The organism is Kitasatospora sp. NPDC042419, assembly GCF_056437345.1.
Genome location: NZ_JBWKAW010000015.1, coordinates 212,955 through 235,081 on the forward strand (window position 1 = coordinate 212,955; position 22,127 = coordinate 235,081).

Genomic DNA, 22,127 nt, shown 5'->3' on the forward strand with positions numbered 1-22,127 from the left:
GGCGATGGAGGCGAGGAGGTGCTTGTGGGTGAGCCGGCGGAGGCCGTTCCGGCCTGGGAGAGGCTCTCGGATATCCAGGTCGGTTTCGTCGGGGCCGACGGCTCCGAGCGGCTCGGTCCACTGGCCCGGCACTGGGCCGAGCCCTTTGAACGTGCCTTGCCCGCTCGGAAGTTCACTGCGTTCAAGGGGCAGAAGAACTTCACGGGTGAGTACTGGGCGGCGACGTCGCGTTCCCTGGTGGGCTACGAGTCGTGGGTTGAGCGGGATGCCGCGATGGCTCTGGACTTCGACCCCGCCGTTACCGCCTTGGCCTCCCAGCCCTTCCGTCTCGTCTGGAAGGACGGGGCGCGCAACCGCGAGCACACCCCGGACTACTTCGCGCGGCTCGTCGATGGCACCGGTGTGGTCGTCGATGTCCGGCCTGAGAACCTGGTCGATGAGGAGTCCGCCGAGGTCTTCGCGTTCACCGCGCGGGTCTGCGAGACGGCGGGCTGGAGGTTTCGGGTGGTCGGCGATCTGGATCAGCCGTTCCGGGTGAATTTGCGCTGGCTGGCGCGCTACAGGCATCCGCGCTGCCACCGCGCGCCGATAGCAGGCCAGCTACGGGAGGTGTTCGCTAGACCGCAGGTGCTGCTTGCGGGTGCCGAGCGGGTTGGGGATCGGCTGGCAGTGCTGCCGGTGCTCTACCACCTGCTCTGGAGGCACGAGCTGGTGGCGGACCTGGTCTCGGCTCCGCTTGGTGCCGCCACGGCCGTCCGTCTGCCGGCCCGGGGGCGGTCGTGAGGTCCGCGCGTCCTGGACGGCTGCGGCTGGGTGATCGTGTCAGGTTCGAGGAGCACACCTACACGGTGGTCGGGCTGACCGGGATGCGGGTTCGGCTCGCTGACGTTCACGGCGTCGGCATGCTGGTGGACCAGGCCCATCTTCAGGCCGCCGAGGACTTCGCCGTCCTTGGTGCCAGTGAGCGGGCCGTTCTGGGTTCGGCCGCGTTGCTGGGGCATCTGCCGAAGGAGGTGGCGGATCGCGCATTGTGGTGGCAGCGGCACCTCGTCCAGGTCCTGACCGGCCTGCCACCGAATGCCCCGGCCGGGACGAGGCCCAGCCCCGAGTACGATCCGGCCGTTCGCTCCTTGGCGGAGCGCGAGCGGAGCAAGGCGGGCGAACTGACCGCGCTGGGTGAGGTGATCAGCGCCCGGACCGTCAAACGCAAGCGGCAGCGTTACGAGGCCGGCGGCGTCGAAGCGGTGGTGGACCACAGGCTCGCCCCGCACGCGTCGCTGCTCGGCCGGGCCGACCCTCGCGTCGTGTCGGCCATCTGCCAGGCCATCGCCGAGAGCGTGGACGCTTCCACCCGGACGATCGAGTACGCGCGCTGGCGGACCGACCAGATCCTGGCGGCCGAGCACGGCAAGGACGCGGTGGAGATGCCGTCGCGGGCCACGTTCTACCGGCTCTTCGCGAAGCTTTCCGGCGGCGTCCATGTGACCGGCTCTGCCCGCACCCGCCGGTCCCTGGCCGACCAGCCCGAGGGCCCGTTTCGCTACGAGCAGGTCGCGGCGCCCGGCGAGGTGATGCAGATCGACTCCACCCCGCTGGACGTGCTGGTCCGGCTCGATGAGGGGATGCCTGGCCGGGTCGAGCTCTGCGGCCTCGTCGACGTCGCCACCCGCACCATCGCCGCCTCAGTCATCCGGCCGACCACCAAGTCAGTGGACGCTTCGCTGCTGCTGGCCCGCGCACTGACTCCGGAGCCGATGCGGCCCGGATGGATCGACGCCCTCAAGATGTCCCGGTCGGTACTGCCGCACCGCAGACTGCTGTCCCTGGATGAGCGCTTGGAGCATGCGGCGGCCCGGCCGGTCATCATCCCCGAGACCATCGTCTGCGACCGGGGCAAGGCGTTCATCTCGGAGAACTTCCGCTCCGCCTGCCGAGCCCTGGAGATCACCTTCCAGCCCTGCCACCCCCGCTCGCCTGCGGAGAAGCCACACATCGAACGCACACTTGAATCTGTCGCCACGATGTTCTGCCAATTCCTGCCCGGCTACCTGGGGCGCACGGCCGAGCACCGCGGCCGCAACGTCGAGGACGAGCCGCAGTGGTCGATGCTGGAGATCCAGGAATTCCTGGACGAATGGCTCGTCGCAGAGTGGCAAAATCGGCGCCACGACGGGCTCAGAGACCCCGGCAGCCCCGGCCGCACCTTCACCCCGAACGAGAAGTACGCCAGCCTGATCGAGAGCGCCGGCTATGACCCCCTTGCCCTGGGCGCGGACGACTATGTCGAGCTCCTGCCCGCGACCTGGCGGGCCGTCAACTCCTACGGAATCAAGATCAACCACCGCGTCTACGACAACGCGGAACTGGGACCCTTCCGGCGCCAGCCGTCCGGGGTCACCCGCAAGCGGGACCTATGGGAGGTCCACCGCGACCCCTACGACGCCAACTGGGTCTGGGTCCGCAACCACTGGGAAGGCGGTTGGATCCCGATCCCGTGGAAGCATCTGGGCAGCGTCCCACAGCCTTTCGGGGACCTGGCTTGGGACCACGCCGCGGCTGACCTGCGTCGGCAGGGCGAGACCGACCCCACCGAAGAACAGATCGCCCAGGCCGTCACCGAACTCCTGACCCAAGCTGGGCAGGGGCCCGGCGGAGCGAAAGGCCCCCGGATGCCTCGTCCGTCCCGACGCGACCAGCGCGTCGCCGCCCGGACCCGGGCCGCCTCCCAGGTCCCCGGGCCGAGGCTGCCCAAGCCCGAATCGCCATCGGCCCGAACAGACGACCCGCCGCCCCATGACGACGAGGAAAGGGACGGCACGCAGGACGGGCCGATCGCGAAGGTCATCCCGCTCGGCGTGTTCGATCCCTTCAAGGAGGCCGACAACCGATGGTGACCGCTACCGCACAGGGCCCGGACCGGCAGCATGGATGGCGCACGGCTCTGGACCGGGAAGAACTGCAGCGCTACCTCACCACCCTGGAAGGCTGGCGGGAGTTCACGCTGCAGGATCCGGCCCCACCCGTCCTGCTGCCCGACAACGTCCGGACCGGCATGGACCAAGACGAGCGGCTCGACTACGACGACGGCCGGCTCGACTACCACACCCGGCTGACGGTGGCGGCGACCTCCACCTTGCGCACGGTCGTCCACACGGGCAGGCGCCTGACACTGCTCAATCGGCATGCGATCAGCGCGCGCCGCGGCCTGATCCTCTCCGGTCCGGCCGGCACCGGCAAGACCACCGCGCTCACCCAGTTCGGCAAGTCCATCGAGACCATTGACCGGCGCCGGCACCCTGGAGTCGACGGCCGGATCCCGGTGGTCTACGTCACCGTTCCGCCCGCCGCGACCTCACGCATGCTGGCCGTCGAGTTCGCCCGCTTCCTGGGCCTTCCGGTCACCACGCGCGCCAACATCACTGACGTCATCGAGGCCGTCTGCGGCGTCCTCATCGACGCCCGAGTCACCGTCGTTTGCGTCGACGAGTTGCACAACCTCTCCCTCGCGACCCGCAACGGCGCCGAGGTCTCCGACACCCTGAAGTACTTCTCCGAACGCATCCCCGCCACATTCGTCTACGCGGGGATCGACCTGGAGGAGAACGGACTGTTCGCCGGCACCCGGGGCCGTCAGATCGCCGGACGGTTCAGCGTCATCGAAACCGTCTCCTTCCCCCGCACCGACGAATGGACCGGGCTGATCAGCACCCTCGAACAGGCTCTACGACTGCACGATCACCGGCCCGGCACCCTGGAAGGGCTCTCCCACTACCTGCACGACCGCACCGGCGGCATGATCGGATCGCTGTCCCATCTCATCTGCGGCGCCGCCATCGACGCCATCCTGGACGGCACCGAGAAGATCACCCGCACATCGCTGCAGAAGGTGAAGCTCGACCACGCGGCCCAGACGCGCAAGACCAAACCCGCCTCGTGACCGCTGGCATCGACGACGGTGACCGCCCCCGCCTACTACCGGTCCGGCCCCGCCCCAGAACCGGGGAGACCACGGACTCCTACGTCCGTCGCCTGGCTCGCGCCAACCACCTCAAACCCAGCTACCTGCGCGGATACCTTGTCGGACCGCCGGACTACGGCCAGGGGAAGCGCCCCAGAGTCGACCGACTCGCAGCCGTCACCGGGCGGCGGCAGGACGTCCTTGAACGGGCATTGGTCGACCTGGCGCGACAGAAACGCCCCGAGCCGACCAAGCCCAAGCGCCACGTCACCACCAACGCTGACAAGCCCGCACTCTTCGCTGCCATCCGGCGAGACGCTGAACAAGAAGGCTCGACGGTTCGAAGCCTCGCCGATCGACACCGCGTCAGTCCATACATGATCCGCCAGGCCCTGGCCTCGCCCACGCCACCGCCGCGCAAACAGCGCCCCGCCATCGCAGGCCACGCCAAGGGGCGAGTCGGCCCCGCCATCGACATCATCCTGGACGAGCATGCCGCCAGACACGCCGGTCAACTCCCCACAGTGAGACTGGTCTGGGAATTGCTGCTGGACGAACACGACGCCGATGTCTCCTACGGCACCGTTCACCGCTACATGTCCAGCCACCCGCTCAAGAACCGGGGCACCATGTCCAGCCAATCCGGAAACACGTCCGGCGACCCCTTGAGCGAAGCCCAACGGACCCTCCACGTTGGCGTGTTCAAGCACTACCAGGGGCTCGTCACCGCCGTTCGCCGGGAACCAGCCAGGCATGGCCTCGACGGCACCTTCGCCACGACTACCGCCTTCATCCTCGGCCTGGACGCCGGCACCTCTGGGAGCATGCTCACAGGCTTTCGGGAATGGCTCGTCGTCCGAATCGACCGTGACGACAACCTGACCTGGCCGGCTCTGATCCGCCACCTCGCCCCCAGCGGCTGGATCCACCCGCTCACGCCCCAAGCCGACACCGAGGCCGTGATCACTCTCCATCGGCTCCTCGTCGAGTTCTTCGACACACGAGAGCAGCCGAACAGCATCGCCAAGATCTTCAGGGACTACCAGTCGTGGCTGACCGCCCAGCCAGGGTTCCAGTCCGAAACGGCGTCACCGAACCAGATCAGCTGAGACAACACCCGGCATCCAACCAGTAGGAACCAGATCAGCTGAGATTCTCGACCGCCCGCCATCTCAGTTGATGTGGTCGTTGCAGGTCACAGCCTTATCCGCAGACCAGATCACTTGCGACAGGACAGTCCGGATGCCCTGTGCCGACCTCCGGCGCATCCGATGGCGATGCGCCGGGGGCCAGCCGGGAGATCGGCGTAGTCGGCGAGGTTGTCGATCAGTTCGCGGGCGCCGGGAGTGTTGATGACGATCTGCTGGACGCGGTGGTCGAGGCCGTCGAGGTCGAGGACGCTGCGTGCGGCAGCCGGGTCGCGGAGCCGGTCCCGGACATCCTCGACGCGGTCAGCCGTCGGCGGCGGGCCGCCGTTGAGGTGCAGGTAGCCGAACGAGATCAGGCGTATCGGGTACATGGCCGGGTTCTCCTGTCGTGGGCGGGGTGTCGGTGAAGAGGGGCATGCCCAGGTTGACCAGCTGGGGCCGGCCGTCGGCGCGGGTCCGGTTGAGGCTGTTGAGCTTGGCGGTGGCGGCGTCGAAACTGACTTGGAGACCTTCGACTTCGCCGAGCCAGCCGTTGGCGCGGGCTTCGCGGATGCGTTCGCGCAGGTTCTGGATGATCTCGATGAGACGCGGTTTCTGGCGGGGGTCGAGCTGGAGGACGGGGCAGCGGATGCAGGCGTGTTCGTGCTTGCAGGGGGTGCCGTAGGGCCGACCGCAAGTGCCGAGAGAGACCGTGCGGAGCTCGAAATGCTGCTGGAAGTCGTGCCATTCCTGCTCGGTGGGCTCCCGGTATTCCTCCTGCGGTCGATCGGCCCGTCGGCGGTCTAGGAAGCCGCGGTAGGTCCGCACCAGGTCGTCCTGGAAGACCGCGAGATAGGCCTGAGTGGTGGTCAGCGTCTTATGACCGAGGATTCGGGCCGCGATGTGGACGGGCAGGCCGCCGGTGACGGCCTCGGTGGCGAACATCCTTCGGAAGTCGTGCGGGGTGTAGCGCAGCGGCTCTCCGGCCTTGTCCCGAAGCCCGGTGGCTGCCAGGGTCGTGTCCAGCAGTCGCTTGATCGCGGACTCGCCCATCACCTCGGCCTGCCAGTAGTGGCGGCGCTGGAACAGGTGAGGCAGAGGCGGCCCGGTCACGCGCTCGTGGTGGTCGTAGCGGGCGACCAGCGGGATCTTGCCGCCGTTGGCGTCGCGCAGACGCTTGACGACGGTGGCCAGGACGCTCGCCAGCTCGGGGCTGACGAGCAGGAGCCGCTCCTCGTTGCTCTTGGACGGCACGATCTGCAGTAGCGGAACGACCTCGCCGGTGTCGGGGAGCTGTAGGAGACGAGCGCCAAGTGGCTGATCTCGGTCAGCTCCTCGACACGGACGCCGGTGTGCGGCAGGGTCTCGATGACCGCCCAGGCCCAGAAAGCGTCGTCCTCGACGTCGCTCTGGTTGATCCGGCGCGCGTCGGCGCCGACCTCCTGGACGTAGACGTGCCGGGAGGCGTGGTCCAGGCGGCTGGGAACCTGGCTCACCTTAGGCAGAACGTGCAGGTAGTGCCTGCCCTCGTGCTCGAAGACCTCCTCGAAGGGGGTGGCAACGGCCGCGGCCAGCAGCGCGGCTGCCTCCCGGTGAAGGCGTTCGGCGGTCTCCACCAGGGCCGGCAGGTGGGGCAGGCGTTCGCGGACCCGTTGGTGCATCCGGGAGTGGGTCTGGGCGATGTTCTTGTGGTTGCCCCGCTCCGTCGCCGCGGGTGATCGGGCTGGGGACGGCCCACTGGGCCCAGAACGGATCGTCGTGCGCCCACTCCTGGATGTCCAGGTGAAGCCCCGGACCCGCATCATCACATCGACTCGCGAGCGCCGTTCACGGACCTGCCCGCTCTTGTCGGTGTAGGTGACCAGCCTCTGCTTCCAGCCGTCGGTCACGTCCTGCGGCAGGCGCAGGGTGTCGATGCCGGGGTGGTGGGCCTCGATATCGGCCCAGAACACGCCGGCCAGCGAGCCGACCAGGCCGCGGAAGGTGCCGTAGTCGACGCCCGGGCTGCGTTCTTCGAGGTAGCGGACCAAGACGTTGCGAACTGGGGTGGACTGGATGTTGTAGGCGTCGACCAGCTCGGTGGTGGGCCGTTGTCCGTGCCGCAGCGCGTCCTTCAAGTTGTCCTTGCAGTCGATGACACCGGCCCCGCGCAGCAGATCGCAGGCGCTGTGGGTGCCGACGTATGCTTCGCCGATGTCCCGTCGGCCGACAGCCCGCAGATGGAAGACGTCCTCGGCGGTGAGCTGGTGGAGGTCGCGGCCGGTGTAGAGGATCATCGCGGAGATCACTCGAAGGCCTTCGTCGATGTGGCGGGGGGTCATGCCGACCTCCGCGCCGAATTCACGCATCCTCTCGATCCGGCCGACGGGGAACATCTGCTGGAGGTTCTTGAAGAGCCGCATGGCCTTGTAGCCGCGCAGGAAGCCGTAGCGGGGCAGCACCACCCGGCTGATCATCAGGCTGTTCAGGCCCATGATGATCTCGTTCCGCCTGGAGGCCGGGGATCGGTGGTCTCCGGCATTCAGCTCGTCGATCCAGTCCTTACCGCGGTCGGCGTCGGCTGCCCGCCATCGGGCCTGCCACCCGTCGCCGGGGTGGCTCAGCAACCAGTCGAGGATCCGGCCTGCCCCGGCGAGCCTCGTGGTGCCGGGTGTGACTCCTCGGTACTTCTGCTGCGGCCAGACCGGCGAGGTCGGCAGCAGCGCGAGGACCTCGCTCCGGGTGAGGTGGTCGTGCGGGCCGACGCGGTGCTCGTCGGCCTTCAGGTCGTGTTCGACGAACAGCGGCCTCGCCGGGGCCGGGCCGGTGCCGGCCCGGCGCACGGAGTTGGCGCGGCGGCTTCCCTGGCGCGTCATGCCGCACCTCCGCCGAACAGCACGGCCAGGTCGCCTGCGTCATAGCTGACGGCGACGGCTGGCACCGGGCGCTCCGCCCGCTCCCCTGCACGAGCTGCGCCGCCACCCGTCGGCGGACGTCCGCGAGCGCGCCCTCGCGGCCGTCACGCACCCGGAGTGACCGGCGCCCGGGCCCTTCGACGCACGACGACCGCATCCCAGTGGTTCTCCCGGCCGGTCCGTACGGGCTTCCGCAGGTCGGCGTCGGCGGCGACCGGCCCGGCCGGTTGGTGAGCGGGCCCGGCCGGCAGGCGGGTCACGTCCGGGTCCGACGACGTGTCCGCGTGTCCGTGGTCACCGGCTGTCGGTTCGGGCCTGGAGTCCGCCTACGACCAGGCCGGTCAGGGTGTCGGCCACATCGTCCTCGGACGCTCGTCCGCGGTTCAGTTCGGCGGCGAGCGCCTCGGCCGCACCGAGCGCGCCGGCGCAGTACAGCCGAAGGGTGTCGGGCTCAAGGTGTGTGTACGGCCGCAGTGCGGCGGCCATCAGTTCCGCATAGCTGTCGGTCATCTCCTGTCTGCCCGCCTCCATGTCCGGATTGCCCTTCAGCGCCGCGGAAACGGCGTTGAGCTCCGGCATGTCGGTGGCGCAGGCGAAGTACGCGGCACTGATGACGCGGGCGACCTCCTCGACAGTGGGCGCGGCGTCCTGCAGTGCCTGGGCGACCGAGGCCCGGTGGCGTTCGTCGAGGCGCCGGTAGAGCGCGAGCAGCAGGCCGGGGCGGGTGCCGAAGTGGTCGTACACGATCGGCCTGCTGACGCCCGCGGCCTCGGCGAGGGTGGCCAGCGTGAGCCCGTCGGCGCCCCGGGTGCGCACGATCGCCACGGCGGTGTCGAGCAACTGCTCCCGCCTGGCGGGCTTGGGCAGCCGGGTCGGTGCGGTCGCCATGGTCCTCCCTTGCTGTTGCCTTCCAGGCTATGTTACAAAACGTAGGTTACAAAATGTAGGTTGATGATCGGGAAGGAGACTCACCATGGGACAGCCCAACTCGGTTCTGATTCTGGGCGGTTCGGGGCAGGCGGGCGCGGGAGCCGCCGCCGTGCTGCGCCGATGGCACCCGGAACTGCCCCTGACGATCGCGGGCCGCGACCTCGGCCGCGCGCAGCGGGTCGCCGACGGACTCGGCGTGGCCACCGCCGCGACCGTCGACCTGCGGCGCGGGGATCTGGGCCTCCCGGCCGACGCGGAACACCTGGCGGTCGTTGCCGCGCTGTGGGACGACCGGTTGCAGGGGCTGCGGTACGCGCAGGAGCGCGGGTTGCCCTACCTGAGCATCTCCAGCGGGCTGGTGGACATCGCGCCGGAGATCGTCGCGAGCGCCCAACAGTCGGGCAGGTCACCGGTCTTGGTGGCAAGTCACTTCTGCGCGGGGACCGGTGTTCTGGCGGTGCTGCACGCCACCAGGGAGTTCGAACAGATCGACACAATCCGGATCGGCGCCGTCCTGGACGAGTCGGACGCCGGCGGCCCCGCGGGGCTGGCGGATCTGGAGCGATGGGCCACCGCCACCTCGGCCGGACTGGTGCGCCGTGACGGCGTGTTCACCTGGGTCGCCGAACCCGATGCACGGACGGATGTGCCGAGTTCCGACGGGATCCTGGTGCCCGGCCAGAGCATCGCCATCCTCGACGTGCAGAGTCTTGCCCTGGCGACGGGAGCGCCGAACGTCCGCTTCGACTTCGCCGTCGGTGAGTCCGCGCGTCGGCGACGCGGCGGCCCCGCCTCCGTCGAGGTCCGCATCGACGTCGAGGGAACCGGCTCGGGAGGGCAACCGCGCAGCCTGCACCGCTACCTCGTCCATCCGGAAGGGCAGCGGCCGCTGACCGCGCTGGGCATCGCCCTCGGTGTCGAGCGACTGATCGGGCTGCGCGGCGAAGCCGTTCCGCCGGGCATCCACACCCCCGAGGCACTGATCGACGCGTCCTACGCGGCCGAGCGTCTGGCGGAAATCGGCGCCGAGTTCGTCGACGCGCCCGGCGGCAGATGAACGCCTGTAGCCGAAGGGGCGGGCCACTGCACGACCCGGCACACCGGCGCCGGGGAGATCCCGGAGAGCGGCGCCCGTGAGCCGCATGGTCGAGTACGTGCGCAGGCATGCCGCCATGAGCTGGACCGCTCCCCGGATCCTGCCGGGCCCTGGCCGGCGCAGTGCGGGTGTCGGACGACCGCGCTGACACGGAGGCGTCCCGGCAGGCCGCGACCCGCCGGCTCGGCCCACCCGCACAACAGGTGGGCCGAGAAGGAGAAGGCCCGCAACGGCGACGAGCGGTGCGCCGGCTGCTGCCAGACCGGCACCGGCACCGGCAGGCAGGTCCGACACGAGGCCGAGCGCGCGTAGGCGGCCGCCGTTACCGTCCTTGATCCCGCTCCTCGACGGCTCACAGGAGTGGGGCGCCCGTCCGCTGTCGTGTGCGGGTCTGACGCCGTGTGCGAGGAGAGGGCCACTTGCTCGGCCCGCCGTCTGCCACCGGGGCGGGGCGGACGGTGCGCTCAAGTCGGCACGGGGGCGAGGCGCTTGACCTCCGACAGGGTCACGGCGGTCTCGATGTTCCGGATTCCGGGGAGTGGGCTGATGCGCTGGTCGATGTAGTCGTACAGGTCGGCGGGGTCGCGGAAGATGCCGCTGGCGACCAGGTTGGACGTGCCGGTGGTGGCCGCGGCGAAGGCGATCTGTGCGTGGGTGGCGAGGGTTTCCCCCACGATGCGCAGGTGCGCCGGCGTGACGTTCAGCCAGATGCGGGTGGCCGTCCGGTAGCCGAGGAGCCGCGGGTCGAAGTCGACCGAGAGGTTCAGGGCGCCCGCGCCGCGGAGGCGGTCGAGGTGGCGCTGGATGCTGGAGGGGGAGCGGCGGGCGGCCGCGGCGAGTTCGGGCAGCGTCGCGCGGCCGTCGCGGGCCAGCTCCTCGAACAGGATGCGATCGGTTGTGTCCAAGTCGAGCGGGGCGGTGGAGGGCGCGGGGGAGTGCACCGTGGCCGCGGCGCCCTGCGGCCCGAAGCGGGTGGCGTGCCAGGTGCTCGTCGCCCCGACGAAGACGCGCATCATGCAGTGCGCGCTGACGGAGAGCACCCGCGGGGTGCGGGGGAGCTTCTCCAGCAGTAGGACGTTGAGTTCCTCAGCCGTACGGGCGTCGAGCGCGCAGTAGAGCTCGGTGCCGTCCGAGGCGAGGGTGACCCAGCTGGTGTCGGAACGGCGGGCGAGGGCTTCGGCGATGGTTGCGGCGGCGTCCGGGGCGCAGTGCAGGCGCAACAGCCAGCGGCTCAGGCCCAGACGGGAGGGGACGGGCCGGCCGACGATGCGCAGGCCGAGGCCGCGTAGCCGTTGGTAGCGGCGGGCAACGGTGCGTTCGGACACCTCGCGGTCGCGTGCGATGCGGCTGAGAGGCGCGCGGCCGTCGAGTTGGAGCGCCCGGAGCAGGTGCTGGTCGAGCTCGTCGACGGTGTCGCGATCCACCGGTACACCTCGGTTCCTCGCCGGATGGTCCCGTTTTCCAGCGTACGGCTTGAGCCGCAGCGGGAGGGGGCTGGATGGTGACCGGGTCGTCGTCCGTCCGGTGGGTGACGACGATGGTCGGCGAGTGCGCCGAGGTCCCGGACCGCACCGGGAACGCCCCACTCCCACCGACCGCCCCCGGTCCCACCTGCTCCACCGACACCCCTGCCCCGTCCATCGACCTCACGGAGGATCCACCCGTGGCCACTGCCCCGATTCCCCTCATCGACCTCAGCCGCTGGACGTCCGGCCACAGTGCGGACCGGGAGCGGCTCGCCGCCCGGGTCGACCGCGCCCTGCAGTCCAGCGGCTTCCTCCTGGTGACCGGACACGGCATCGAGCCGGAACTCCCGGGCCGCGTACGCGCAGCGGCGAACGACTTCTTCCACCTGCCCCAGCCCGTCAAAAGGCCCTACGACCAGAACCGGCGCGGCTGGATCGGCCGGGAACGGGTGACAACCGCCAGGTCCGAAGGCACCCTCACCCCGCCGGACCTGCTGGAGGTCTGGTCGTGCGCCGTCGACTCCTCCGCACGCCCCGGCGACCCGCAGCGGACACCCGGCCACTGGCCCGACGAAGTCCCCGCCCTGCACCCGCTCGTCACGGAATACACCACCCGGATGCGCACCCTGGCCGACACGCTCCTCGCGGTCATGGCGACCGCGCTGCGCCGGCCGGCCGACTTCTTCACCCGGCACACCACCCGCCCGCACTGGGACTTCACCGTCAACTGGTACCCGGCGGCCCAGGAAACCGGCACCGCCGCACCCGGCCAGTTCCGCGTCGGGGCGCACACCGACTTCGGCCTCATCACCCTTCTGAACCGCCAGCCCGGCAAGGGCGGCCTCCAGGTCCACGACGAAGAGGCCGGCTGGCAGGACGCCCCCTACGAGCCGAGCGCCTACACCGTCAACATCGGTGACCTCATGGCCCGCTGGAGCGGGGACCGCTGGCGCTCCGGCCGCCACCGCGTCCTGCCCCCGCCCCCCGAGGCGCCGCAGGAAGAACTCACCTCACTGGTGTACTTCCACGCCTGCGCACCCGACACCGACATCACCTCGCTGCCGGCACCACTCGGCCGCAGGCCCTACAGCCCGGTACGCGCCGGGGACTACCTCCACGCCAAGATGCGCGCCATTCTCGACTGACGGCGTCCCTCCCTCGGCTGGATCTCCATGCCCGTCGCTGCGATCCGTCGCCCCGCCGCATGGACGGGTCACCGTCCCGGGCGCCCGCCCGCCGGCGCACCGGTCCCATCGGACGGGGTGACGGCCAGGGGAAGCGACGTGCCTTGGCCGGCGGCTGCGGCTTGGAGCGCTGCGGCGAGACTGCCGTGGCGGCCACGTCCGGGTGGAGGACGGCTGGCCCCGGTTCGCGGTTCACGGTGTTCCGATCCTTACGCCCGTGTGGCGCGACGTGGCAGCCGCTGTAGGGGGCTGACTGATCATTTCAGGATGGGACGGTCACTCGTCGTCGGGTCGCCGGAGAACGTGCGTCAAGTCGCCGGATTCGAACAGGCCGGCAAGAACCTGGGTCATGCTGTCGATGCCGGGGTCCCGGACGATGAGGCCGTCGGAGCACCAGAAGTGGCGGCCGCCCCCTTCCTCGCCTGTTCGGGACCACCCCTGCATCAAGCGCTCGACCTCGGCGAGAGTGAACACCGTCGCACTCCAGCGCGAACCGTCCGCTGTCAGCCGCACCTCGACGTCGACGTTGCAGAGGGTGCCCAGATCCTCGCCCGTGCCGGGCAGGAACGACGCCTCGAACCCCTCTGCGCGAACGCGGTACCAGGGTCCGTCCCAACCCTGCCCGGCGGCTTCGCCCTCGGTGTCGGCCATTCGGGAAGTATCGTCGAGCCGGCTCAGCGTGTTCAAGCGAGTTCTCCGGCCAAGTTTCGGCGTCGTGACCGCGGTCCTTGTCCCGGACGAGTTGCGGGAGCGGGTAGCCCCGCTGTCGCCGGTGCGGCCCGCACGGTGACACCGCCCGCCCCGCCCACTCGCACCCTGCGACGCCGCTATGTGTACCTGCTTCAAGGAACGCAGCATCGGGCACTGGTCCGGCGGAGCATGTGGCTACTAGGATCAAAGGTGCCCATTCCCCGTTGGTCAGCGCCAGGGACTTGGCGGATGCGGTAGTGAGGAGCAGCGCGGATCCGGTGCTTCCCACGACGGACAGCGAACGGAGGCCTGTGGGGAGCCGACGGCTGCATGGGTGTCTCGGGGCGGCGGCGGCTCTGCTCCTCGCGCTATCCGTTGCGATGCTTCTGGGCAGGTCGTGGAATGCCTGTGACGTGGGAGTGAACAACCGGGCCAACGGCGGTTTTCTGCTCTGGCTGTTCATTCCGGGCCTCTGGGCGGTCCTGCTGCTGATCTGGGTCGCGGTGGGCGCGCTTCTTGGGAACCGTCCCCTTCTCCATGCCTTTGCCCTCGTGGTGACGCTCTTCGGTGTCGTCTGGTGCGTCATCTCGATTTTCTGGGAGGGTGCCGCCACTCCTCCGTGCCCCAGCGGCGTGCCCCAGTGGTGGCCGAGCTTCATCCCCGCCCCAGGGTTCTGAGAGGTCGGTCCCGGCCTGTGCTGCTGAGGACGGACAGCTGCTCCCGGCCGCTGCGCCGTCCGGCTGACCGCCACGACCCGGAAACCGGCCGCCCGGTTCAGAACCGGGCGGCCAGGCGTTCCGGGTGTCTACAGCAGCGCGGGCCCGCCGGTGGCCGCGGGCCCTCGGGTGCTCAGGAGGTGATCAGCTCCAGGTGCGGCTGGAAGGCGGTGTTCTCCCGGCTGTTCAGGTTGACCGCGAGCCCGACCGCGCCGAGCGGCTGCCAGACCGCGAAGGTCACCGTGCCGCCGGTGGTGACGGCGGCGGTGACGTCCAGGCCGACCCAGTCCGCGGCGGTGGAGATCCGGCCGGTGCCGAGTGCCGTGGTCGGGGCGGGGGAGCGGTTCCAGGTCACCGCGGTCTCCGTCCAGCCGTCGGCGGTGGTGGCGAAGGCCTGGAGCGAGGTCTGGGTGCCGCCGGAGTCGGCCACCGTCCCGCGTACCCAGAGCACCGCCCGACGGACCGTCCCGCTCACCCCCGAGGTGTCGAAGGCCAGCAGCGCCCGCCGGCTGTAGCCGCTGCCGGTCGAGTCGGTGTTCTTCACGGTCAGCGTGGTCGCCGTCCCGTAGTTGGTGTCGCCGTACGAGCCGTCCCGGACGAAGGCGTCCTGGGTGGGCGCCAGCCTGGTCGCGGTGGCCGGTGCGGGCGCGGTGCCGGTGCCACGCAGGGTCACGGTACGGCTGGCACCCTGGGTGCCGCCCAGTTCGACCAGCAGGGTCACCGAGCTGCCGGTGGCGAGGACGGTGACGTCCGGTGCCGGATCGGCTGTCCGGTAGCCGGGCCGGGCGACGGTGACCTGGACGGTGGAGGCGGTCCGCCCCGGGTCCGCCAGCGTGACGGTCATGGTGCCGCCCGACTCGCGGACCAGCACGGAGGCCGGCGCCGACACGGTGATCGGACCGGCGGTGCCGGCGGCGAAGAAGTTGGCGGCGGTGACGCCCGAGGCGCTGTCGGAGACCGCCTGCACGGAGGCGGAGTTGGCCAGCACGGTGACGGTCGGCGCGGCCGAGCGGGCGGCCGCCGCCGCGGCGTCCGCGCCCGGCATCAGCAGGTAGGAGTAGTCGGCGGCGGACGGATCGGTGCCGTGGTCCAACCAGAGCGTCAGGTAGCGGCGAGTCAGCGCCTCCGTGGTGCCGCCGCTGTTGATGTCGTGCCAGCTGCCGGTGCGGGCCTCGCGCAGCGCGTCGACCGTCGCGCCCCCGGGGAAGAGGTACGCGCCGAAGCCGGAGACCGCCGCCCAGCGGGCCCCGGTGAAGCGCTGCGACCAGCCGAGGGTGGTCGGCTGCGCCGTGCCGTCCACGGTGAGGGCGTGCTGGCCGGTCGGGCCGAGGTTGCGGTTGTCGACCACGGTCTCCACCGGCACACCGTCCGCGCAGCTGATCCCCGCACCCAGACAGACGATGGAATCGTCGAGCACGAACCAGGACTTGACGCCGCTCAGGGTCGAGGAGAGGCCGCGCACGGCCTGCCCGGCGGCGGCGTACGTGCCGTCGCAGGCGCCGCCCGCCCAGGTGTTGTCCGGGCGGGCCGCACCCCAGGCGCCGCCCGCCGCGTCCGCCAGCGGCTTGGTGGAGACGGTGGTGCCGGGCAGCCGGTACGGGTTCACGGTCGGCCAGAAGGCGTCCGAGTACTGGCCGTTGCCGAAGGTCGAACCCCACCAGGAGAGCAGGCCGTTGTTGGTGTGCCAGCCGCGCAGGTTCTCGCCGTTGCCGGTCTCGTAGAAGCTGGTGCGGGCCGAGCACATGGCCAGCGAGGCCGCCCAGCCGGCGCGGCGGACGACCGCCCGGTCCATCGCGAAGACCCGGGCGCCGGCCGGCTCGGCGGCCGGGCCGGTGGTGGAGTCGTTCACCAGCGCCTGGGCGCGGGCGAGTTCGGGGACGTCCACGGCGGCGTCGGTGAGGTACGGGCGGTAGTGGTCGCGGGCGATCCAGCCCTTGACCGCCGCCCGCCAGGCCGCCGACTGGGCGGCCGGCGCCGCGCCCGAGTCGGCGAGCCGCAGGATGTGCCCGATGATCGTGTGCCCGCGACCGTGGTCGTCCTGCTGCAGGTTCAACGGGGAGCCGCTCTGCAGGCCCCGGCTCATCGCCCGGCCGCTCACCGAGTCCATCACCAGGCCGTTGTAGAGGAACGGCGCGTACGCGGAGTCCACCGCGTCGAACACGGTCTGCCGCTGCGGGTCGGTCACCGCCCAGGTCGAGTCCGCGAGCAGCCCGAACAGCTTGCTCAGCCCGCCGAGCAGCACCTCGCCGTACGAGCCGGTGTACGGCACCCAGGTGTGCTGCACGAACGAGCCGTCCGGGTAGAGGCCGTCGCCGGTCATCACGTACGGGAAGACGGGGGAGAGCGCGGAGGAGGCCACGGCCAGCTTGGCGGAGCTCTTGCCGATCACCCCGCGCAGCGCCAGGACGCGGCAGAGGTCGACCCGGTTCGCACCGGTGGAGGTGCCGGTGTAGGCGGCGACCTTCGAGTCGGGGACCGAGTGGTCCACGGCCGCGCAGTAGTTGGCGATCCGGGCGGCGCCGAGCAGCGGTCGGACGAGGACGCAGGTGTCGAGCAGCGCCTGCGGGGAGCCGATCTGCCAGTCCCACCAGTTGTTGTAGTTGCTCGCGGTCGGGGTGTAGGCGATCGCGTGCAGGTGGTCGAGGCCGGTGGTGACGGCGGTGGCGAGCGCCGCGTCCGCGGTCGAACCGGTGCTCGGCTGGGCCCAGGCCAGCGCCATGGTGCGCAGCCGTAGGTAGCTGGAGGTGATGTTGGCGGAGACCGTGCCGAGCGGCAGGTCCGGCCAGAGGGAGGTGGCGGTCGGTGCCATCGCCGCCTGCTGGGTGCGGGCGCGGTCGCCGAGGGCGCTGAGGGCGGTGGCGAACGGCTGCGCGGCCGGATCGAAACCGGTGCCGGTCAGCAGCGCCTGCCAGCGCAGGCGCAGGGTGTCGTACGCGTCGGCGGCGTGGGCCACCTGCACGCCGAGGGCGGACCAGGTGCCCGCGGCGGCCAGGCCAACGGCGGATGCCTGGAGCAGTCGGCGACGGGAGAGCGGGTGGCTGGTGGGGGAGTGCGGCTCGGGGATCAAGGGGGCTCCTTGCCGGGTGCGACGGGTGCGACGATGCGGCGCACGGCCGCGGGGGCGCCGTGGGGGTCGGCGCAGCGGCACCCGGGCGGCGCCGCACCACGCCGGGGGTGTGACGGTAAGCGCTTTCCCCTGTGGGCGTCAACGAAAGGTGCAGACCACACGGGGCCGCCGTCCGTTCGCCGGGCTCCGCCGCGCCGGTGGCCGGTGCCGCTTGGGGGTTCAGGCGTTGAGCCCCGCACCGTCCGCACGGGGACGGAAAGGCCGGCGCGTGTTCTGGCGGCCCGTCACCGTCCGCGGCCGAACCCGGGTCGGCGTGCCCGGGTCGGCGTGCCCGGGTCGGCGTGTCCGGCCGCCCCGGTCAGGGGCGGTGGCAGGCCTCGCGGCCGGCGGCCCGGTCGGAGCCCGGCGCGGCGACGCAGATGAAGCGGCCGTCGGCCGGGTCCTGGCTGAGGTAGCGGCCGACGCACTTGCTGCGGCCGTGTGCGGCGCAGAACGCGAGCGCGCTGTCGCCGTCCGGGAACCCGCCCGTGGTGTAGATGACCCAGTAGCCGGGGTTGAGGGACTTCCAGTCGTCGCTGTTGAGGAGTCGGGCGCCGGGGAGCTGGCGCTGGAGCGCGAGGAGTTCCTTGTCGCGCGCTGTCTGGTCGGAGCCGTGCGGGACGGCGGAGAGCTGGGCGATCCACAGGCCCGCCGCGGACGGTGCGGGGGCGGCGGCGGTGGACGCGGGTGTGGTGCCGCCGGTGCCGGTGCCGGTTGCGGCGGTGGGCGGGCCGGGCAGCGCCGCGTACACACCCACCCCGGCGGCGACGAGGGCGGTGACCCCGGCGACGGCTACGGCGGCGGCCCGCGGTACGCGCCGCCGCGCACGTACCCCGACCGGCGCTCCGGTGGCCCCCGGCGTGACGGTGGTGTCGACCGGTTCGGCACCCGGGGCCGGCGGCGACAGCCGGTGGGTCGGCTCGTCCTCGCGGACGGTGGCTGCTGCGGTGGCGACGCGGTACGGCTGCCCGTCGCGGACGGCGGCGAGAGCCCTGGCGGTCTCCTCGATGTCCGGCCGGGCGTCGGGCACCCGGTCGAGCAGCGCGGTGATGACCGGGGCGAGCGGGCCGGCACGCGGCGGTGGCGGCACGGGCTCGTCGCAGACGGCGACCAAGACCTCCCAGACGGAGTCGCGCCGCATCGGGTTGACCCCCTCGACGCACGTGTACAGCAGCACGCCGAGCGACCACAGGTCGCTCGCCGGGCCGATGTCGCTGCCGGTGCGGCGGATGCGTTCCGGGGCGAGGTACTCGGGGGAGCCGATGAGGTCTCCGGTGGCGGTGAGGGTGTGCGAGCCCTGGAGCGAGGCGATGCCGAAGTCGGTGAGGACGGCGCTGCCGTCCGGGCGGACGAGGACGTTCGCGGGCTTCACGTCGCGGTGCAGGATCCCCGCGGCGTGGGCGGCGCGCAGGGCGGCGAGGACGTCCAGGCCGATGCGGGCGGCCCGGTCGGGTGTCATCGCGCCGTCGCGCAGCAGGGCGTCGAGCGGGGTGCCGTCGACGAACTCCATGACCAGCCACGGGTGGGGCAGGTCGTCGACCACCTCGTAGATGGCGACCGCGCTCGGGTGGTTGATCCTCGCCAGGGCCTTGGCCTCGCGCAGCGCGCGCTCGCGCAGGTGGGCGGTGCGCTCGGGGTCGTCGTGGCCGCCGGAGCGGATCTCCTTGAGGGCGACGTCGCGCTCCAGCCCGGAGTCGTGGGCCCGCCAGACGGTGCCCATGCTCCCGGCACCGAGGCGTTGCCGGAGCTCGAACCGTCCGGCCACGACGTCGCCGACGGCCCGGGCGTGTCCGCGCGTCATGCCTTGCTCTCCTGTGTTCCCCTCGATGCGTCGCGACCGGCGCCCCGCCCGGAGGGCCGACGGGCGGCGGCGGACGCTGCCGGTCGAGAACACCGTACCGACACGGACCGGACGGAGACGGCTCAGGCTCGGGCGCACCGGGTCGCGGGTGCCGTGCAGGGCACTGCCCGACGGTGTCCGTGGCCGCCGTTCTCGATCAGCCGTTCTCGATCAGCGGACGATATCACCAGGGCGAGGTCGTCGAAGGGGCGGACGTCGCCCCGGTTGCCGACGGTTCCGTAGTTCCGTCCGCCGGTGCACCCGCTCCGCCGCCGGGCGCCGGGAGCCTTCCGAGCGTCGGACTCGGCTGATGCGGGTGCGGACGGCGCCGGTGGCCGGCGAGCCGGTCGCTCCGCCCGCCGTCCCCTGCTGCTCGAACCCCGACCCGTGGCTCGTAGGCGAGTCGACGGGTGGCGGCTTGCCGCGTCCGTCGCAACGGCTGCCGGGTGGTCTGCACGGTCCCACGAGGCCGACCGTGCGTGCTCGCCAGAGCGGGCGGCCCACCGGGACGCCACGCCGTTCGTGTCGGACGGGTGGCTGCACCGAGTTGGGGACGGTCATCGGCGGCGGGGACGATCTGGACGACTACGACCGCGCCTGCGAGCCGGAAGGTCCGGCCAGGGTGATTGCTGTCGGCAACGAGGGCGCTCGCGGACTTGTCCTGGCGGATGAGCCCGTCGGCAACTGCTGTCTGCCGGACCACCAGGCCTTCGTCCGTTGGGCCGGGTGCCGACTGCGAGGCCGATCTGATCGCCGCGGCCCAGGCGGTGCTCGCCGACCCCACCACCGCGTGGGAGGAGTGCGGCGTCCGGGAGACCGACGGCCCGGCGGTACTGACGGATTCCGTGACAACCGGGGCCGGACTACGCGTCGAGTTCCCGAACGACGGAGGCACGCCGGCGCAGGCCCCCGTCCCGCTCTGGCCCGGCAGCCGGATGGTTCGCGCCGTCCACGCCTCACCGATCGAGGACACCTCGGTGGGCGTGATCCGACTTCTGCCTCGGCCATCGAACTGAGCGCCTGGCATCGAGGCGTTACCGGGATCCGCTCAGTCCAGCCGCGGGGTCTCCTAGGAATTGGTCCAGCGGACTGGGTGACCAGATGGATCTGTGGTGAGCCAGGTACCGTCCCCGAGAGGGCGGATGTCGTCGGGATACTCCCCGCGCGCGTCGAGCTCGGCTTGGACTTGGCCAGAGCGCGCATTGACGCGGTAGTGGTGGAACCACTCCTGCTCGTCCTCGGTTTCGCCGGCGATGGTGACGACAATCGTGTCTGGGCTCAAGTAGCCGCCGCACCATTCCACATAGGCCTCGTCCGGGTCATGCCCAAAGGCGTCGACCGAGAGGGTGAACGCCACCCCGCCCTCGGGGTGGGAGTGGACGGCGATGTCAGCCTGGTTGTGGTCGACGGTCATGAACTGGCGGCCGTCGGGCGACAGGTCGATGAGGCACCGGTCGTCCCAGGGGTAGCAGAAGAGATCCATCCCGGCCTCGGTCAGGGAGGCGCGGTAGATGACCGAACCATCCTGTCCTTCTCCCACGTTGAGGAGGGCTTGACCGCTCGTCCCGTGCAGCAGTTGCACTCCGCCGTGCCCGACGGTCTGCAGGTCCGCCTGCGCGATGACCGCTCCGGATCCGGCGTCCAGGGCAACCCACTGGTCAGGCCGGTCACGGCCGGCCATGGCGTCCGGGCGGTAGACCCACAGCACTCGTCCGTCCAACGACAACGCACAGCCCGGCTCGTGCCCGTGTCGCTGGACCGACTCCGGTTCAAGCCCTGACCGCCAGACCTCGACGCCGTCCGGCGTCACGCACACGACCGCGTTCAGGGTCGTGTAGTAGGCACGCCGAAAGTCGGCGGCAATGGCGTGGCCGACGACGTCGTCCCCGGAAGACGGCGGACAAACCACGGCGGGTGACAGCACGCCACTGGTCTGGGCAGCCAGGTCGTAGGCGCAGATGCGTCCGTCAATGAGCCGGGTGATGATCTGGCGGGGGTCCCGTGATTCAGCCATGGCCGGAGGCTAGCGCCCCGACGCACCTTCGCGAGTTGACGACAGTCCATCACTTCCCCGCACGACCCGTCGCGGCCGGCGAGAGCACCCGTGATCCGCCGGTAGTCCGGCGCCAGCACCGCAGGGACGAGACCTTCCCGTGACCGGACTGCACCGGGCCCTGGGGTCGCCGCTGCGTCGTGCGGCGGTCTGGGACACTGGCTCGATGCTGCTACCCACCACCGCCAGCCTGATCGAGCTCGTAGAGGTCGTGCGGATCACCGACCCCCTCGGCTGGCACGCTTGGGAAGGTTCTGTTCCCGGTGACACGATCGGGCTCTGGGAGGACGCGCAGGAGGTGCTCTCGCAGGTTCGGGCCATCCCACCAGGCATCAAGATGCGCTGCTTCACCCCGGCTTTCGCGCTGCGGGCCCGCACCGGCCAGCACCCGGTGTTCCCAGAGCAGATCCTGTTCGAGATCGCGTTCTGCTTCGATTGCCAAGGCGCCAGGCTCTACGGCCCTGCAGTGACAGGGGATATTGCCTATCAGACGTTCGCCCCCGACAGCAGCAAGGCTCGCGACCTGTGGCTCCGGTTCCAGGGTTGTACCCGATCAGCGGAAGGTGTGTAGCCCGGATCGGTGGTCCGGTGTTCCCTGCGCTGCGCGGTCACCGATGGTGATGGGGGGCGGTGAGATCGTACGGGCCGCGGGGCCGGCCCGTGGCTTGCTGCGAACGTGGTTGCTCCGGCCTGCCGGACGGTCGTCGGCGGTTGGCGCTGGACTTGCATCGGATCCCGCAGCGTCCGCCGCTGGGACGACAGGAAGTCCAGGACGCGGTGAACACGCGGGCAACCCGGCCACCACCGGGTACTGCCGGCCGCAGTCCTCCGCCACCTGCCTGGCCGCCTGGAACGCCGCCCTGGCCACGGTCGACTAGCGGCGGCGGCGGCGGTGGCGGTCGGTCGGTGGGCGGGCCGGAGCAGGTGATGGCCGTCCTCGGGTGGGGCAGTCGACCGGCGTGGCTCCGCGTCCGGTCTCAGTCGTAGGAGACGACCGCGACCGGGCACCGCACGTGGTGGATGGCGGCGTGCGCGACCGGGCCGATGTGGGCGCCGATCGGCGAACG

At 71.2% G+C, this 22,127-nt stretch carries 18 protein-coding genes and 1 pseudogene; 10 read left to right on the plus strand and 9 right to left on the minus strand.

The window, feature by feature from the left end; all coding sequences use genetic code 11:
• Window positions 1-24: 24 nt before the first annotated feature.
• The 4 genes from AC067J_RS26390 to AC067J_RS26405 all read left to right on the plus strand — a co-directional run bounded on the left by AC067J_RS26390 (window position 25) and on the right by AC067J_RS26405 (window position 5,067).
• Window positions 25-783 (plus strand): TnsA-like heteromeric transposase endonuclease subunit, encoded by a 759-nt coding sequence (locus AC067J_RS26390; protein WP_478303162.1) that lies wholly within the window; start codon window positions 25-27, stop codon window positions 781-783.
• A gap of 119 nt (window positions 784-902) precedes the next feature.
• On the plus strand, window positions 903-2,894 hold the full coding sequence (locus tag AC067J_RS26395) for a transposase (RefSeq protein WP_478303203.1): 1,992 nt from the start codon (window positions 903-905) through the stop codon (window positions 2,892-2,894).
• Entirely contained in the window at window positions 2,888-3,937 is a 1,050-nt protein-coding gene (locus tag AC067J_RS26400) for a TniB family NTP-binding protein (RefSeq protein ID WP_478303164.1), read from the plus strand. Before AC067J_RS26395 ends, AC067J_RS26400 begins: the two co-directional genes overlap by 7 nt.
• On the plus strand, window positions 3,934-5,067 hold the full coding sequence (locus AC067J_RS26405) for a TniQ family protein (protein ID WP_478303166.1): 1,134 nt from the start codon (window positions 3,934-3,936) through the stop codon (window positions 5,065-5,067). Before AC067J_RS26400 ends, AC067J_RS26405 begins: the two co-directional genes overlap by 4 nt.
• Window positions 5,068-5,177: 110 nt before the next feature.
• Here the strand turns inward: AC067J_RS26405 and AC067J_RS26410 are convergent, their stop codons facing one another.
• From AC067J_RS26410 to AC067J_RS26425, 4 genes are all read right to left on the minus strand, one after another.
• Window positions 5,178-5,477, minus strand: coding sequence for a RapZ C-terminal domain-containing protein (locus AC067J_RS26410; protein ID WP_478303168.1), 300 nt, complete (start codon window positions 5,475-5,477; stop codon window positions 5,178-5,180).
• A complete protein-coding gene (locus tag AC067J_RS26415) occupies window positions 5,410-6,138 on the minus strand; it encodes a tyrosine-type recombinase/integrase (protein ID WP_478303205.1) in 729 nt (242 codons plus the stop codon). The genes AC067J_RS26410 and AC067J_RS26415 overlap by 68 nt, the downstream gene beginning before the upstream one ends.
• 56 nt (window positions 6,139-6,194) lie before the next feature.
• Window positions 6,195-7,940 (minus strand): hypothetical protein, encoded by a 1,746-nt coding sequence (locus tag AC067J_RS26420; protein WP_478303169.1) that lies wholly within the window; start codon window positions 7,938-7,940, stop codon window positions 6,195-6,197.
• Window positions 7,941-8,273: 333 nt separating this feature from the next.
• Window positions 8,274-8,867 (minus strand): TetR/AcrR family transcriptional regulator, encoded by a 594-nt coding sequence (locus AC067J_RS26425; RefSeq protein WP_478303171.1) that lies wholly within the window; start codon window positions 8,865-8,867, stop codon window positions 8,274-8,276.
• 85 nt (window positions 8,868-8,952) lie between these two features.
• On the opposite strand from AC067J_RS26425, the gene AC067J_RS26430 reads away from it, so the two are divergent.
• Window positions 8,953-9,966: a saccharopine dehydrogenase gene (locus tag AC067J_RS26430; RefSeq protein ID WP_478303173.1), complete on the plus strand. Its 1,014-nt coding sequence runs from the start codon at window positions 8,953-8,955 to the stop codon at window positions 9,964-9,966.
• 503 nt (window positions 9,967-10,469) lie between these two features.
• Here AC067J_RS26430 and AC067J_RS26435 read toward each other — a convergent pair.
• Window positions 10,470-11,429: an Lrp/AsnC family transcriptional regulator gene (locus AC067J_RS26435; protein WP_478303175.1), complete on the minus strand. Its 960-nt coding sequence runs from the start codon at window positions 11,427-11,429 to the stop codon at window positions 10,470-10,472.
• 239 nt (window positions 11,430-11,668) lie between these two features.
• Between AC067J_RS26435 and AC067J_RS26440 the strand changes: the two genes are divergently transcribed.
• Window positions 11,669-12,616, plus strand: coding sequence for an isopenicillin N synthase family dioxygenase (locus tag AC067J_RS26440; RefSeq protein WP_478303177.1), 948 nt, complete (start codon window positions 11,669-11,671; stop codon window positions 12,614-12,616).
• Window positions 12,617-12,931: 315 nt separating this feature from the next.
• Here AC067J_RS26440 and AC067J_RS26445 read toward each other — a convergent pair whose 3' ends face one another.
• Window positions 12,932-13,306, minus strand: coding sequence for a hypothetical protein (locus AC067J_RS26445; RefSeq protein ID WP_478303179.1), 375 nt, complete (start codon window positions 13,304-13,306; stop codon window positions 12,932-12,934).
• A 452-nt stretch (window positions 13,307-13,758) separates the two neighbouring features.
• Here AC067J_RS26445 and AC067J_RS26450 point away from each other — a divergent pair, with 452 nt between their 5' ends.
• The gene (locus AC067J_RS26450) at window positions 13,759-14,022 is read left to right on the plus strand and encodes a hypothetical protein (RefSeq protein ID WP_478303180.1); all 264 of its coding nucleotides are present in this window, start codon (window positions 13,759-13,761) and stop codon (window positions 14,020-14,022) included.
• Window positions 14,023-14,194: 172 nt separating this feature from the next.
• On the opposite strand, the gene AC067J_RS26455 is transcribed toward AC067J_RS26450, so the two are convergent.
• Window positions 14,195-17,128 carry a polysaccharide lyase family 8 super-sandwich domain-containing protein gene (locus AC067J_RS26455; protein WP_478303182.1) on the minus strand — a complete coding sequence of 978 codons (2,934 nt, stop codon included), beginning with the start codon at window positions 17,126-17,128 and terminating at the stop codon, window positions 14,195-14,197.
• A gap of 358 nt (window positions 17,129-17,486) precedes the next feature.
• Window positions 17,487-18,968: a serine/threonine-protein kinase gene (locus AC067J_RS26460; RefSeq protein ID WP_478303184.1), complete on the minus strand. Its 1,482-nt coding sequence runs from the start codon at window positions 18,966-18,968 to the stop codon at window positions 17,487-17,489.
• Between the two features lie 349 nt (window positions 18,969-19,317).
• On the opposite strand from AC067J_RS26460, the pseudogene AC067J_RS26465 reads away from it, so the two are divergent.
• A pseudogene (locus AC067J_RS26465) lies at window positions 19,318-19,671 on the plus strand (hypothetical protein); the annotation flags it as partial.
• Between the two features lie 4 nt (window positions 19,672-19,675).
• Window positions 19,676-20,023 (plus strand): Imm21 family immunity protein, encoded by a 348-nt coding sequence (locus tag AC067J_RS26470; RefSeq protein WP_478303185.1) that lies wholly within the window; start codon window positions 19,676-19,678, stop codon window positions 20,021-20,023.
• Between the two features lie 53 nt (window positions 20,024-20,076).
• On the opposite strand, the gene AC067J_RS26475 is transcribed toward AC067J_RS26470, so the two are convergent.
• A complete protein-coding gene (locus tag AC067J_RS26475) occupies window positions 20,077-21,021 on the minus strand; it encodes a hypothetical protein (RefSeq protein WP_478303187.1) in 945 nt (314 codons plus the stop codon).
• A gap of 139 nt (window positions 21,022-21,160) precedes the next feature.
• Between AC067J_RS26475 and AC067J_RS26480 the strand changes: the two genes are divergently transcribed.
• Window positions 21,161-21,631 carry a hypothetical protein gene (locus AC067J_RS26480; protein WP_478303189.1) on the plus strand — a complete coding sequence of 157 codons (471 nt, stop codon included), beginning with the start codon at window positions 21,161-21,163 and terminating at the stop codon, window positions 21,629-21,631.
• Window positions 21,632-22,127 lie beyond the last annotated feature (496 nt).

What these genes read in the sequence shown, in the direction of transcription:
- AC067J_RS26415 (WP_478303205.1), bottom strand. Translation starts at nt 6,138, where the DNA reads ATGGGCGAGTCCGCGATCAAGCGACTGCTGGACACGACCCTGGCAGCC.
- AC067J_RS26445 (WP_478303179.1), bottom strand. Translation starts at nt 13,306, where the DNA reads ATGGCCGACACCGAGGGCGAAGCCGCCGGGCAGGGTTGGGACGGACCC.
- AC067J_RS26395 (WP_478303203.1), top strand. Translation starts at nt 903, where the DNA reads ATGCTGGTGGACCAGGCCCATCTTCAGGCCGCCGAGGACTTCGCCGTC.
- AC067J_RS26420 (WP_478303169.1), bottom strand. Translation starts at nt 7,940, where the DNA reads ATGACGCGCCAGGGAAGCCGCCGCGCCAACTCCGTGCGCCGGGCCGGC.
- AC067J_RS26470 (WP_478303185.1), top strand. Translation starts at nt 19,676, where the DNA reads ATGAGCCCGTCGGCAACTGCTGTCTGCCGGACCACCAGGCCTTCGTCC.
- AC067J_RS26410 (WP_478303168.1), bottom strand. Translation starts at nt 5,477, where the DNA reads ATGTACCCGATACGCCTGATCTCGTTCGGCTACCTGCACCTCAACGGC.
- AC067J_RS26430 (WP_478303173.1), top strand. Translation starts at nt 8,953, where the DNA reads ATGGGACAGCCCAACTCGGTTCTGATTCTGGGCGGTTCGGGGCAGGCG.
- AC067J_RS26425 (WP_478303171.1), bottom strand. Translation starts at nt 8,867, where the DNA reads ATGGCGACCGCACCGACCCGGCTGCCCAAGCCCGCCAGGCGGGAGCAG.
- AC067J_RS26400 (WP_478303164.1), top strand. Translation starts at nt 2,888, where the DNA reads ATGGTGACCGCTACCGCACAGGGCCCGGACCGGCAGCATGGATGGCGC.
- AC067J_RS26475 (WP_478303187.1), bottom strand. Translation starts at nt 21,021, where the DNA reads ATGGCTGAATCACGGGACCCCCGCCAGATCATCACCCGGCTCATTGAC.
- AC067J_RS26460 (WP_478303184.1), bottom strand. Translation starts at nt 18,968, where the DNA reads ATGACGCGCGGACACGCCCGGGCCGTCGGCGACGTCGTGGCCGGACGG.